6 protein-coding genes are annotated in these 14,311 nt (G+C 46.9%); 3 read left to right on the forward strand and 3 right to left on the reverse strand.

Annotation, left to right across the window (positions count from 1 at the left end):
* Nucleotides 1-520 precede the first annotated feature (520 nt).
* Nucleotides 521-694 carry a hypothetical protein gene (locus NDI44_RS12265; RefSeq protein WP_190411511.1) on the reverse strand — a complete coding sequence of 58 codons (174 nt, stop codon included), beginning with the start codon at nucleotides 692-694 and terminating at the stop codon, nucleotides 521-523.
* A gap of 472 nt (nucleotides 695-1,166) precedes the next feature.
* Here NDI44_RS12265 and NDI44_RS12270 point away from each other — a divergent pair, with 472 nt between their 5' ends.
* Together NDI44_RS12270 and NDI44_RS12275 are read left to right on the forward strand one after the other, a co-directional pair.
* The gene (locus NDI44_RS12270; RefSeq protein ID WP_190411512.1) at nucleotides 1,167-2,492 is read left to right on the forward strand and encodes a hypothetical protein; all 1,326 of its coding nucleotides are present in this window, start codon (nucleotides 1,167-1,169) and stop codon (nucleotides 2,490-2,492) included.
* 182 nt (nucleotides 2,493-2,674) lie between these two features.
* Nucleotides 2,675-4,399: a hypothetical protein gene (locus NDI44_RS12275; RefSeq protein WP_190411513.1), complete on the forward strand. Its 1,725-nt coding sequence runs from the start codon at nucleotides 2,675-2,677 to the stop codon at nucleotides 4,397-4,399.
* 448 nt (nucleotides 4,400-4,847) lie between these two features.
* Here the strand turns inward: NDI44_RS12275 and NDI44_RS12280 are convergent, their stop codons facing one another.
* Complete coding sequence (locus NDI44_RS12280; RefSeq protein WP_190411514.1) at nucleotides 4,848-8,444, reverse strand: CHAT domain-containing protein; 3,597 nt, start codon at nucleotides 8,442-8,444, stop codon at nucleotides 4,848-4,850.
* Nucleotides 8,445-8,667: 223 nt separating this feature from the next.
* Between NDI44_RS12280 and NDI44_RS12285 the strand changes: the two genes are divergently transcribed.
* Nucleotides 8,668-8,991 (forward strand): hypothetical protein, encoded by a 324-nt coding sequence (locus tag NDI44_RS12285; RefSeq protein WP_190411515.1) that lies wholly within the window; start codon nucleotides 8,668-8,670, stop codon nucleotides 8,989-8,991.
* A 105-nt stretch (nucleotides 8,992-9,096) separates the two neighbouring features.
* On the opposite strand, the gene NDI44_RS12290 is transcribed toward NDI44_RS12285, so the two are convergent.
* Nucleotides 9,097-13,887, reverse strand: coding sequence for a CHAT domain-containing protein (locus NDI44_RS12290; RefSeq protein ID WP_190411516.1), 4,791 nt, complete (start codon nucleotides 13,885-13,887; stop codon nucleotides 9,097-9,099).
* Nucleotides 13,888-14,311 lie beyond the last annotated feature (424 nt).

A 14,311-nucleotide genomic window follows, 5' to 3' on the forward strand; every position in this document is an offset into this window, starting at 1 on the left:
AGCGTGTTAGCGATCGCTCCTATTGCATCGCTTGCCGAACCCGTTTTCTAAAAAATTGACATTTATCCCGCTAAGTAGGTATGGCAATTGAAATTAAATTATGAAATATTGGCAACAGTAATGAGTGATTTCTAATTTCCGATTGACTAAAGTTTTTTAGCCGTTTTTAATCTAATATTTCACCCATCAACTCAACCATTAAAACTTAAGAAACTCCAATGTTCAGATGCTTCCATTTAACAGCTACCGTATCTACTGCTCTCATTTCATTGTTTCCTGGTATAGCTTTTAGCCTCCCTTTACAGGCAGATTCTCCCTATCCAGTCGTGCCAGCTTCAAATATAGATATTCCGGTTTGCTATCTACAAACTGAAGATGGGAGAACTGTGGATCTCGGTAAATTATGCATTCAAGCTCCTGAAAATTCTCAGGCTCCTGTAAGTAGTAATTTTGGGGCTGGAAATTGCTACTTTGTTGACTCGGCTGGCAAACCCTGTAGAGCTTCTTCAGCCAGGAATCCTCAGCAGTAACCGTCAAGAACTTGAATTGTTGAATAATACCAATTCACTGCTTTGATGCCACATTTACGAGTCCCCAATCCGGTTAAAAAGGGGTAATATAGCAGTTCTAAATGATTCTTAAAGGCGAGACCCCCCACTTCGAGAAAGAAGTCGGGGATCTCAAGGGTTGGCATCTCCAAACTCAAATAGGATTGCGATAGATGGATATGTGTTAGACATAAACAGGAGTGACGCAAAACCTCTCAAACTCTTATTCCTATGCGCTTGCTCGCAGGCTACGCCAACGTGTACGAGAGCGTCTAAAGCGAAGAGAGCGCTTCACAACTCTTAGGCGGTTCATTTTTCTGTTACTGGTGCGTAAGTCCTAATAAAGTGAAATAGTATTACTTGGCACCCAAGCCAGAGTTACTTAACGACATGGGTAGGCGATACGACATCCTGGTTGAGTCGGCTGTCCTGAGCGGACGAGGAGCGCGGCAATTTATACTACCAGTCAGTTGAACAACCACTTTCCCAGTGAATCGATCCTAACTGAAGTAGGGACTGCCTGAGCAAGACTCTGCAAAGTTTTTTTACAATTAGTGTTCGTTTTTTGGTTTTGGCACCTAACTTTGGAGAGAAATCTTTAAGCAGAGGAATTTATAAATGCCAATCGAAACAGTACCCGGAACTTCCTTAAAGTATTACCTGATCGCTTTTGATGCATCTGGCAAAGAACGCGATGAACATGGCGAGTTGATGAGCCAAAAAATCTTGGAAGCACTTGCTAGCGAACCAATCACAGATGTATTCATCATGAGCCACGGCTGGATGGGTGACATTCCCGGAGCGCGAGATCAGTACAACAAATGGATTGGCGCGATGGCTAAACAAACAGCCGATCTCGAAAAAATCACACAGGCGCGACCGTTTCGTCCCTTAATGATCGGAGTGCATTGGCCCAGCAAGCCTTGGGGCAATGAAGATTTGACAAGTGCTTCGGTGTCTTTTGGCGTGAACGATGCAGATCCTGTCGATAGCGCCGTTGATGAATATGCTGAACGCATTGCTAACACTGAGGAAGCGCGGCAAGCACTACAAACAATTTTTAGGAAGGGGATGGAAGACAGCGAACCCGATACCTTACCGCCAGAGGTAGTAAACGCCTACCAAGTGTTGAACCAAGAGGCTGGTTTGGGTAGCGAAGGTGGGGGTGGGGCACCAGGTTCGGATTGGGAAGGTTTCGATCCGGAAGGCATCTATCAAGCAAGTCACCAAGAACCCGTCAGCTTCAGTGCTGGCAGCAGCTTTGACTGGGATAAGTTTCTAACTCCCCTGCGGCTACTATCTTTTTGGACGATGAAAGACCGCGCTCGCAAAATCGGTGAAAGCGCTGGGTTCAACTTGTTAAAAGCACTTCAACAGAACACTCCTGAAACTGTGCGATTCCATCTGATGGGTCATAGTTTCGGATGCGTTCTTGTCTCTGCCGCCCTTGCCGGTCCAAAAGGTCAGGGCAAATTAGTCCGGCCAGTTAATTCTTTGGTTTTGGTTCAAGGAGCGATGTCTCTCTGGTCTTACTGTTCAAAAATTTCCTACGAACGCAATCGCCCTGGTTACTTTAATCCACTCATTGTTCAAGGTAAAGTCGCTGGTCCAATTGTTACGACCCAATCTCACTTCGACTATGCAGTCGGCAAGATGTACCCCCTAGCTGGAAAGATTGTCTTTAGTCGTGTGGACTTTGCCGCCGGTGGTTTGCCTAAATATGGCGGAATTGGCTGCTTTGGTCTCTGCGGAAACGGCTTTCCAGTAGAAGACATAAATATGCTCGGCTCTGATGCCTCTTATCAGTTTAAACCGGGTAAAGTCTACAACCTGGAAAGCAGCAAGTTTATTAATGACGTGACAGACAAGTTTGTTGGTGCCCATAACGACTTTGCCAAACCGGAAGTAGCCCATGTGCTGTGGTCGGCAGTTTCTGGCAGTTAACCGCCAGTCTTAGTTAAGACATTAAGACTGTTCGGACGATCGCCTAACCTCCCCAACCCTGCTTGCCTATATAGGCAAGAGGGAAGACAGATGCGTCTGTACTTGCGACACAAGAGTGGGAAAAGAGGTCAATCCAACAGCCTTGCGGTGTTAGTCACTCAAAATTATCAGGAACCAAAGAGATGTCCGAAGACCTGCTATTCTTCAATGGAATTAATGGAGCCAGTGGCGATTATTTGCTGCCTCCTTTGACTGCTGAGCAAGTAGCTAAGATTGCCCAGGGCGAAGAATTCGATCCAGAAAGTTTAGAAGATATCCAGCTAAAAAAGCGACAAAAAGAAGAGATTGACTTTGCTCCCATAGAGGGAATAGACCCCAAAAACCTTGCAGAAACAGGTTGGGGAGTAATTTTCGCTTACGATGCCGATCCGGCAATTCGAGAGGCGCTCAGCGAGCTATTAGACCATCGCAAAAAGCAAGCCACCCAAAAGCACGAGCATTACTATCAGGAATACATTGGTCCTAAAGGCTATCGTCACGACAAGGCAAAAAATCAGTACGAATCAAAAAATAAGTTCCTGTCGCGTCAAGGATTAGGTCCAGGTCCTGCCGATCCAGACAAAATGCCCTACTACCTGCTGATTGTTGGAGATCCAGTAACAATTCCCTATCGCTTTCAGTCCCAGCTTAGCGTTCAGTATGCAGTAGGTCGCATTTATTTTGATACGCCACAGCAGTACGCGCAGTACGCTCGCAGTGTAGTAGAAGCGGAAACTAGCAATCTATCCTTATCTCCTAGCGCTGCCTTTTTCGGCGTGTGCAACCCAGGAGACCGTGCCACTAATCTCAGCACTCAAGACCTGATTCAGCCGTTATCTGAATGGGCTGTCGAGGAACATTCCAACTGGGATGTGAAAACGATTCTTAAAGAAGAAGCAACCAAAGCGCGTCTGGGGCAGCTGCTAGGAGGCAGCGAAACGCCTAGTTTGCTGTTCACTGCCAGTCACGGTATGGTCTTTCCCAACGGCGATCCGCGACAGTTGCCCCACCAAGGCGCATTGCTGTGCCAAGACTGGCCTGGTCTCGAATGGGGAAAAAAACCGATTCCGGAAGATTTTTACTTTTCTGGGGACGATATTAGCGAACAAGCGCGGCTGTTAGGGATGATTGCTTTTCACTTTGCCTGCTATGGTGCTGGCTGTCCCCAAAAGGATGAATTCGAGGGTCACTCTCAATCTCTTTCAGAAAGACCAGACATTGCGCCGTATCCCTTTCTTGCCCGCTTACCGCAGAAACTTCTGAGCCATCCCAAGGGAGGTGCCCTAGCTGTCATCGGTCATATAGATCGAGCTTGGGATTGTTCTTTCTCTTGGTCAGATATTCGCGGTTCAAGTGCAGATAAACGGCAGATAGCAGTTTTTCAAAGTAGCGTGAAGCGCCTGCTGGAAGGTCATCCAGTCGGGTCGGCAGTGGAGTATTTTGATGAGCGCTATGCCGAAATTTCCTCTGACCTTAACATTGAGTTAGAAGATATTAAGTTTGGCGCGCCTCCCAACAATCGGAGTTTAGCTGCTATGTGGACGGCTAACAACGACGCCCGCAACTATGCGATTATCGGCGACCCAGCAGTCCGGCTAGTGGTCAGTAGCAGTAAAGATGCTAGTGCCGAGCGCCCCACGATTGAAACTGTGCATTTGCCTTCTAACCAGCCGGGACAGGGGTTGGCTCCGGAAACTCCAGAGCAAGTGCCTGATGAAGCTGCCCTTAAGCAAGTTCAGACGCAACTGATTTCATCATTAGAGCAATTTGTCAATACTGTACAAAAAGCTCCAGCTAATAACACCGATATGCAAACAGCAATGTCAATAGCCACCAATCTCTTAAATGTGTTGAAGGGATTGAGTTAATAGCGATCGCACCTAAGTAAACGGCTGCCGGGACTTTTCCCACGCAGCTTTCAAGTTGTTAGGGAGTGTCAAACTAAAACGAGGACTTGCGTCCTCGTTTTGGTTTGACGCTCCCTACTTTTTGGGTGAACTACTAGCAGTGCTAATACCATCACAAAGATGGCGATCGCTCTCACTGAGATTAATTCTGGGCTTCTTCAGATAGTAAGGTTCTAATTGATACTTCCCCAGATTAGAGGGACTCGCTACTAGCACCAATGCCCGCAAGTCACGCCGCCCAATAGGGAGAAAGCAGCGAGCAATCGGCGTTGGGGATTCGTAGTGAGCACGAAAGTACTTAGATGCTGACCCTGACGCACTTTAGCGCCTACTACAAGCAGCGATCCCTAAACAGTGCTGACGAAGATATGATACATAACACCGGCGCGCTGGTATTACATTCGCAGTATTATCTGCCTGCTGTTTTAGTTTCCCATATAAGCTGGGGTTTTCCTCTTGAATTTTGATATATTACTACATTTCCATCATTCTGAACCGAGAGTTGAGGGTCAGGAGAACCATTCGTATGAGAAGCCCAAAGTGGCTTGTTATTCAAGTCATAGACAACTAAATTTCCATCGTCCTGCATTACAGTGTAACTACCGTTCGGGTTGGTTCCAGCTGCCCACAGAGGTGTTCCATTTGATTTAATCAGGACAAGGTTTCCATCGTCTTGCATTTTAAGGTAATAAAAACTATTTTCTGAAGCCACACACTCACCTTTTTCTAATCTTTGATTAGGGCTTAGATGCTTGTGAAAAACGGGTTGTTTATAATCGCAACCTGCTATAAACCTTTGGGATGCTCCCGTCTTTCCGTCATCGCCGGAGAGCTTGAAGTCACCTAATATAATGTATTTACCGCTACTCAAATCCCCATCGCTGACTAGATCGGGCACATTCTTAGAATAGCTATAAAAGATTTGAGGATAGATGGCAAAGTTAAGGGGATTACCAAGCACTATAATAATCCCAACATTAGTCTTCTCATCAGGAACACCGCCCATCGTCCACCAGTCTTTTGCCCTTTCATTACATCCGAACTCCTGGGCATACCGGAATCGAACGTAATAAACTCCTGGCTCTTTCGGCGCTGTTAGTTTAAAGAATTCATCTCCTTTGGAGACTACAGATCCAGCATTGATACAAGCTTGAGCACGTTTGTCATTATTGATGCCTAGGAGAATTTGGTTAATAGTCCCCTCTCCACGTTCAGGATATTGGTATACATATTGTGTACGTCCATCAATTGTTTGTCCGGGATATGCAAACACAACATTTTTTTTCTGCTTCAAACTAGATTTTATGATTATGCCAATGCTAACTGTTGCCACGCCTAGTAGAGCTAATAGGATAGCTATCCATCGGACTATCCTCCAATTACGTCGTGATTGGCGCAAGTCTACGCAAGCCTTCACATATTCAGCCTCAAGTTGGCTCAAAAATTTGGGTTGTTTCAATAGTGCCTCGGCTTCCTCTAATCGTCTTCCCTGTATTAGATAATCGTTTCTGTTTTCTTTATGGTTTTTCCACTCCTGTGCTGCCTGAGTGATGATCTCCCGCAGTTGTAGGTTGGTTCTGTCCTCGTCCAACCACTTTTGCAACCTCGGCCAGTAGCGGATTAATGCTTCATGGGCAACTTCTACCTCTTCTTTATCTGTCGCTTCATTTCGACTGGTGACTACGAGTCGCGCCTCTTCACCAGCTAACTGCTGCACCAACTTCTTGGTCACTGCTAGGTCGCTACCTGCTGACACCAGATCCTCTAACTCCACTCGCCGTCGGGTGTCCCGTCGCTTCTCTCCCTGGACGGCACTCGCATCCATACGGGTTAAGCGCAAGAAGATATTCCGGACTTGCTCCTGCTCAGAAGCTGGCAAGCTATTGTAGAAATCATCGGCAGTTTTAGCTATTGCCTGCTGGACTCTACCGATGGCTTGGTACTCCTCGTCGCATAACCACCGTCCATGTCGCCGCTTCCATAGCTCCTGCAAAGCATGTTGCAGCAGTGGCATCGCTCCTGGTTCTTCTTGAACATCATCGAGAATTGAGTTGCTCAAGCCCGCTTCAAAGCGCAGTCCCGCTTTGTCTGCCTGCATCTTCATCGCTGTAATCAGTTCAGGGGGTTGCATCCGTCCAACCAATTTTTGTCGGGTTTCAATCCGTTTGCTCAACTCTGGGTAGAAGGTGCACTCTCCTAAAAAGTCTGCCCGCATCGTCATGACAACTTTCCGCCGGGAGGCAAGGGTTAACAATCTGGTGATGAATTCTTGGCGATCGTCTTTATCTTCACAAAGGGTAAAAACTTCCTCAAATTGGTCTACTACCAGTACTGAATGCTGTTCTGATACTTTCGATAGCCTTTCTAATCGTCTATCTAATTGTTTGACTGGCTCCCTACCCGGTGTTAGGTAAGCCCACTGTAGGCTGGGGTTCTGCTCCTTAAGCTTAGGAATCAGCCCAGCTAGCACTACCGATGACTTGCCACTGCCTGAAGGACCGATAACGGCTAAAAAGTTATCCTTCTCCAGTTCCTTTTGTAACTCTTGAATCAGCTCATCGCGCCCAAAGAAGAACTTGTGGTATTTTTTCTCGCCGAAGGAAGACAATCCAGGGAAGGGACACTCAGCCTTGTATTCTGGTGGTTGCTTACCTACTGCCAAAGCATCGAAACTGAGATCGAGGACTTGGTCACAGATGTTGTCGAGTTCCTCTAAAGCCTGATGACGCTCGTCACGGGCAACCGGTGAATCTGCTCCCCGTGTATTGCTCAGTTTTTCTGCCTGCGTTTTAAACCTCTGCTGAAGCACAGATGCATGAGGTGCTCGCTCTGCGAGCAGTTCCCGCAGCTTCCCGATGCCATCCTCGATTTCCTCGTCGGTTAGCTCGCCATTTTCGCTGCGATCGCTAAATAAGGGACGCCCACCCAAGCGGCTGAACAGGGCTGGCACAGTAATGTCGTGGCGGTTTCCTAGTCCGGCTGTTGCCTGTTGTAGCGCCGTGTCTATCTCTCCAGACTCTCTGAGTCGTCGATAAAAGCTCTGTCCTAGAGCCAAGCCTGTCTCTACGCTCACCTTGCGGGTCATCGCTATGACGGCAGGCATTCCCAAATCTCGTACCAATCGCTGAGCTAATCCGCCTAATGCCCCTTCTGCTCTTGGGTCGGCACTCTCGCAAGTGCAGAGGAAGGCAAAGTGAGGCAAGCCCGTCCGACCACCTATGTTGCTCAGCTCGTCCAGCAATTCTGTCCCAGTCACTGGCAGAACTTGATTGTCGGCTTGCGCCCAATACAGAACAGTTTCTCCCCGATCAATCAGCTTACCGTGGCAGACAAAGTGCAACAAGGTGTATGGCTTCTTGGCGTTAGTCAGTTGCTTAGATAGTTCTTGTAGCGTTGGTGGGCCGATAGCACCGGCAACATTATTTGCCAAAATCTCATAAGGAATTGTCCCCAGCGCTTCTTTCACCCCCGATACAACAGCTTCCACATCAAAAGGTGCTAATTGAAACTTGCCGATATTGGCGGGACTTGCTACCAGCACCAGCGCCCGCAAATCCCGCCGCCCAATCCGGGGAAAGCGGCGATCGATAGGAGTGGGGATGTAGCGTGAAAAGGGTACGCGCTGGTCACGGGCTAAAAGCTGCCAACTGTCGTCAGTATCAATAGGGGCGCACAGCCTTTCCCAATGCAATATTCTAACTTCGTCGTTGTCAGCAGCTTCAATAGAAAGCAAAATTCTTAAGAGGCAGTCCTGACTACTCATAGACAGGGCACGGACAAAGGTATCACGCACATTTCCTATAAAAAGGGCTTTGCCCAGTATGATGCCGTATGCCTTCTCGTTTTCTTGCTGTTGTGTCAGCTTGTAAAAGTCATCCTGGCTGAGCTGGAGAATTCCGCTGGAATGGGTGGTTAGCCCATCCAGTTGCTTGCATCTTAAAACAATGGGCCAGCTATTATCGCCTGACTTGCTCTGGATGGTAATCTCGAACTCAAAGGCGTTCATGCGTTATCTCCTCCCATTATTTTTTGCTCTTCAGTAGATGTTGAACCGCAAATATTCTGTTGTTATTCAGAGACTGTTTATACAGTAAAAGCTGATATATCAGGAGTATGGGGAGTAACCAAAGATGCCATGAAGACGGGATACCGAAATTTCTTCTGACCTGAATGTTGAATTAGAAGAGATCAAGTTTGGCACGGCTCCCAATAATCAGAGTTTAGCTGGTATGTGGACGGCTAACAACAACGCCCGCAACTATGCGATTAGTGGCGATCCAGCAGTGCGGCTGGTGGTTAATAGCAGTAAGGATGCGAGTGCCGAGTGCCCCACTATTGAAACTGTGCATTTGCCTTCCAATAAGTCGGGAGAGGCGCAGGAAAATCAAGAGCAAGTAGTTAATGAGCCTGCTCCAGAGCAGCTTCATCAACTACTTGAATCACTAGAGCAATTTATCAATACTGTACAAAAAGCTCCAGCTAATAGCACCGAAATGCAAACAGCAATGTCACTAGCTAGCAACCTTTTGGATGTGTTGAAGGGATTGAACTAATAACGCGATCGCAGCGAGCACCAATATCGCAACTATGAAAATGAAAAAAGTTGTGCCGTAAAATTCCCGCGCAGCTTTCAAACTTTCAAGTAACAGCTCATAGTCTCAGTTGGATTTTGGTAAATTACTAGCAGTGCCGATACCGTCACAAACGTGACGTTCTTTCGGATCGAGTTCCGTATTCGGATTGTTAATATAATCTCGTACCCAAGCGCAACCCCTCACCATCAGCTCATCTAATCCTTCCACCCGCCACAACTTAACCGTTCCATCTTCACCACCCGTAGCTAGAAGCTTGCCATCAAGACTAAAACCGACGCTCTTGACTTCACCTTTATGACCTTTGAATACGGCTACCTCTTGACCGGATACATCCCATAGACGAGCAGTTGAATCAGCTCCGGCAGTTGCTAGCAGCTTACCATCGTTACTCCAACGGAGTTTAAGCACCGCACCTATATGACCTTTCAATTCCTTTAATTTATGACCTTCCAAATCCCACAAGCGGACAGTGCGATCGCTACTAGCTGTAACCAGTTTCTGACCATCATTGCTCCAAATGACGCTGTTGATCCAGTCTCGATGCGCTGGGAATTCCCTTAACTGCTGACCAGACAAATCCCACAAGCGGACTATACCATCCGCTCCTGAAGTCGCTAAAAGTCTCCCATCCGGGCTAAAACTGACACTCAGTACATTTCCTTTATGACCTTTTAATTCTCTTAATTGCTGACCAGACAAATCCCACAAGCGGGCAGTGCCATCCTCTCCTGATGTGGCTAAAAGTTTATTATCCGGGCTAAAGTTCAGACCTAAGACTTCACCTTTATGACCTTTGAATTCTCTCCGTTGCTTACCAAATAAACTCCATAAGCGAGCGGTGCCATCCTGTCCTGATGTAGCCAAAAGTTTGCCATTTGGGCTAAAACTCACCTTCCAAACTACACCTTTATGACCTTTGAATTCCCCCAATTGCTCACCTGATAAATAATCCCACAGGCGGACAGTGCCATCAGCTCCAGCCGTCGCTAGGCTCTCGCCATCCGGGCTAAAACTGATACTCCACACTGCCCCTTTGTGCCCTTTAAAATCAGTTAGCTGCGGGCGATATTGCAAATTCCACAAGCGGACAGTGTTGTCGTATCCCGCAGTTGCCAAAAGCTTGCCATTTGGGCTGAAAATAACACTCCTAACTGAGTCGTTATGCCCTTTAAATTCCTTCAAGAGTTTTCCATTCAAATCCCAGAAGCGAACAACACCGTCCTTTGAACCACTGGCAAGATTCTGACCATCTGGACTAAAAGTGACGCTAAACACCCAGTCTTTATGTCCTGACAATTCTCTCAACTCTTTTCCTTTCAAATCCCACAACTTGACAGTGCTGTCCTTAGAGGCGGTAGCAAGTTTTTGACCATTGGGACTAAAACTAACACTAAACACCGTATCTTTATGCCCTTTAAATTCGCTTAATAGTTTTCCGTTCAAATCCCACAACTTGGCGGTGCGGTCTCCAGAACCAGTAGCGAGAGTCTTACCATCAGGACTGAAACTGATACCCCAGACTTTTTTATTACTACCGATATTGTGGGCAGGAAATTCTTTGATTAATTTTCCCTGCAAATTCCACAAGTGAACGATGCCATCCCCAGAACCAGTGGCGACAATCTGACCGTTAGGACTGAAAGTGATGTTAAATACCCCCTTTTCCTGTCTAGGAAATTCTCTTAATACTCTCCCCTGCAAATCCCACAATTTTGCCGTTCCATCTTCAGCACCCGTTGCCAGTAGCCGACCATCGGGACTAAAGTTGACATTTCTAATCCGCTCTTTAGTCCCTAAAAATTTGATTAGTTCTTTACCATGTAAATCTGACAAACGAACTGTACCATCAACTCCAGTACTCGCCAGGATCTGACCGTCTGGGCTAAAACTGACATCTGTAACTGAGCGTTCATACTCTTCTAAGCGATTGAGTTCTCTGACTTCAGAAGTTACTTTTTGCAGCCTGCCCCTGACTTCGTTTATTAAGGTTGCTTTTGATATCCACAGATGCTTAGCTTCTTTTCCAGCTTGTAAACTTCCTATCAATGCCTCTAATTGATCCACTTCCAACTTAGCTTCTGAGGAAGCACTTAACGCCTGAATTCGCTCGATTTCTGCTTGTCGCCACTGATATCCAGCAAAAATTGCAAATCCTGCAAGGACAAAAGCTGAGCTGACCGCAGCGAAAAGCAAGCGATGTCTGCGTTGTCTTTCTTGCTTGCGAATGCGATCGCGCAATTCCAAACAAGCGTTGACATATGCCGCCTCTTCTTGATTCAGATGCACAAATTTTGGGTGCTGCAAGAGCATTTGGGCGTCTTCTAATCGTCCGCCCTGATGAATCAGATAACTTTCTTGGTCTGGTTGCTCTTTATGGTTATACCAATCCTCCGTCGCCTGATTGATGCTCTCTCTCAGTTGCAAGTCGCTCCGATTCTGGCTTAACCACTCCTGCAACGTAGGCCAATAGCGGATTAAAGCTTCGTGGGCGACTTCTACTTCTTCCTTCCCGGTACTTTTGTTCCGACTGGTAACGACTAGCCGTACCCCCTCACCAGCTAGCTGCTGTACCAACTTCTTTGTCTGGGCCAGATTGCTCCCGCTTGGCACCAGATCCTCTAACTCCACTCGCTGGCGGGTGTCCCGTCGCTTCTCTTCCTGTACGGCATTCTTATCCAAGCGAGTTAAGCGCAAGAAAATATTCTGGACTTGCTCTTGTTCCTTGGCTGGTAGGCTATTGTAAAAATCATCGGCAGTTTTCGCGATCGCCTGGTGAACTCTACCGATAGATTGGTACTCCTCATCGCACAACCAGCGCCCCCGCCGCCGCTTCCACAGTTCCTGCAACGCATATTGCAGCAGTGGCATTGCCCCAGGCTCTCCTTGCACATCATTGAGAATCGAGTGGCTCAAACCAGCTTCAAAGCGCAACCCTCCCCTATCTGCCTGCATCTTCATCGCTGTAATCAGTTCCGCAGGTTCCATCGGTCCAACCAATTTTTGTCGGGTTTCAATCCGCTTTCTCAGTTCGGGGTAGAAGGTACACTCTCCTAAAAAGTCCGCCCGCATCGTAATTACAACCTTCCGCCGCTCGGCAAGGTGTAACAACTTGTCGATAAATTCTTGGCGATTGGCTTTATCCTCGCAAAGGGTGAACAGTTCCTCAAATTGGTCTACCACCAGTACCGAAGGCTGTTGGGATACCTTTAACAGGATTTCTAATTGTTTCAGCGGCTCGTTGCTTGGCGTGATACGAACCGACTGTAGGCTTGGCTCCTGCTCTTTCAGCTTCGGAATCAGTCCTGCTAGCACTACGGATGACTTGCCGCTGCCCGAAGCACCGATAACCGCTAAGAAATTATCCTTCGCCAGTTCTTTTTGTAAGTCTCTAATCAGCTCATCGCGCCCAAAAAAGAACTTGTGGAATTGTTCCTCAGCAAAGGAAGATAGACCCGGAAAAGGACACTCAGCCTGATAGGGTGGTGGTTCCTTACCCAAAGCGGAGAGAGCATCAAAGCTAATTTCCAGAACTTGATCGCACAAGTTATCGATCTCTAATATTGCCTGCTGGCGCTCTTCACGGGCGGTGCGTGACTCGGCTCCTTGGGTATCTTTGAGCGTCTCTACCTGCGTTTTAAACCGCTGCTTGAGTACGGAGGCATTAGGAGCGCGTTCTGCGAGGAATTTGCTTAGCTTCGCAATCCCATACTCGATTTCCTCGTCTGTTAAATCCCGATTGTCGAGGCGATCGCTAAATAAGGGACGCCCACCCAAACGGCTAAATAAAGCCGGAACCGTAATGTCGTGGCGCTTTCCCAGTCCGGCTGTTGCCTGTTGTAGCGCTATGTCTACTTCTCCGGACTCTCTCAGTCGTCGGTAAAAGTTCTGTCCTAGAGCCAAGCCTGTCTCTACGCTCACCTTGCGAGTCATCGCTACTACAGCAGGCATTCCCAAATTTCTCACCAATCTTTGACCTAATCCACCTAATCCTGCTTCTGCTCTAGGATCGGCACTCTCGCAAGTACAGAGGAAGGCAAAGTGCGGTAAACTCCTTTGATGATTGCCAATATTCTTTAGCTCTGAGAGTAATTCTTCTCCAGTAATTGGCAGAACTTGATTGTCGGCTTTTGCCCAATACAGAACAGTTTCTCCGTTATCAAGTAGCTTGCCGTGGGCGACAAAGTGCAGTAATGTGTATGGTTTTTTGGCATTGATTAGTTGCTTGGAAAGTTCTTGTAGCGTCGGGGGTCCGATAGCACCTGCAACATTATTTGCCAAAATATCGTGAGGAATTTCACCAAGCGCTTCCTTGACTCCGGATAAAACAGCTTCCACATCAAAAGGTGCTAATTGAAACTTGCCGATATTCGAGGGACTTGCTACTAGTACAAGGGCATGTAAGTCACGCCGTCCAATCGGGGGAAAGCGGCGATCGATAATAGTAGGAATATAAATGGAAAAGGGAACGCGCTGATCGCGGGCTAAAAGATGCCAACTTCCGTCAGTATCAATCGGGGCGCACAGCCTTTCCCAATGCAATATTTTGAGTTCGTCATTTTCAGCCGCTTCAATCGAGAGCAGAATTCGCAAGGGGGAGTCCTGGCTGCTTTTGGATAAAGCACGAATAAATGTTTCGCGCACCTCCCCTTGAAACAGGGCTTTGCCTAGTAAGGTACCGTATTCTTTCTCGTTTTCTTGCTGTTGGGTGAGTTGGTGAAAGTTATCCTGACTTAGCTGTAGGGTTTCTTTTGAATGGATAGTTAGTCCGTCCGGTTGCTTACACCTGACAACAATAGGCCAGCTACTAACACCTGACTTGCTCTGAATGGTAATCTCGAACTCAAAGGCGTTCATGCGTCATTTCCTTGTGATTATTTCTCGCTCTCCAGATGTCGGAAAACAAATATTCTGCGGGTATTATGAGACTATAAGTACAGTGAGTAGTTCTTTTGTGTCACTTTAGATAAAAGAAAAATAATATAGCAGTTCTCATTTGTATACAGTACACTTTTGCTCTTTATTTGGAATCAGAGAGAGGCTTAGAAGTTAGCCCCTTGCTCGATTCCGGGAACTCTGTTGGAAGTTAGACATTGAGTGTAGTTGACTCAATCGAGAAGCACCATAACACTTTTTTGCCACTATCAGCAGAGCAAAATTTTAACCCCCTTGCAACGAGATACTTCTACTATATTTTGGTCTGGATTTGTCTCAGTTTCCCCTAGCTTAAATAATTTTTAATAATAGTTTTTCTTAATCAGATGGATTGTTGGCTTTTCAA

This window comes from Trichocoleus sp. DQ-A3 (genome assembly GCF_039961975.1).
GTDB lineage: Bacteria > Cyanobacteriota > Cyanobacteriia > Cyanobacteriales > FACHB-T130 > FACHB-T130.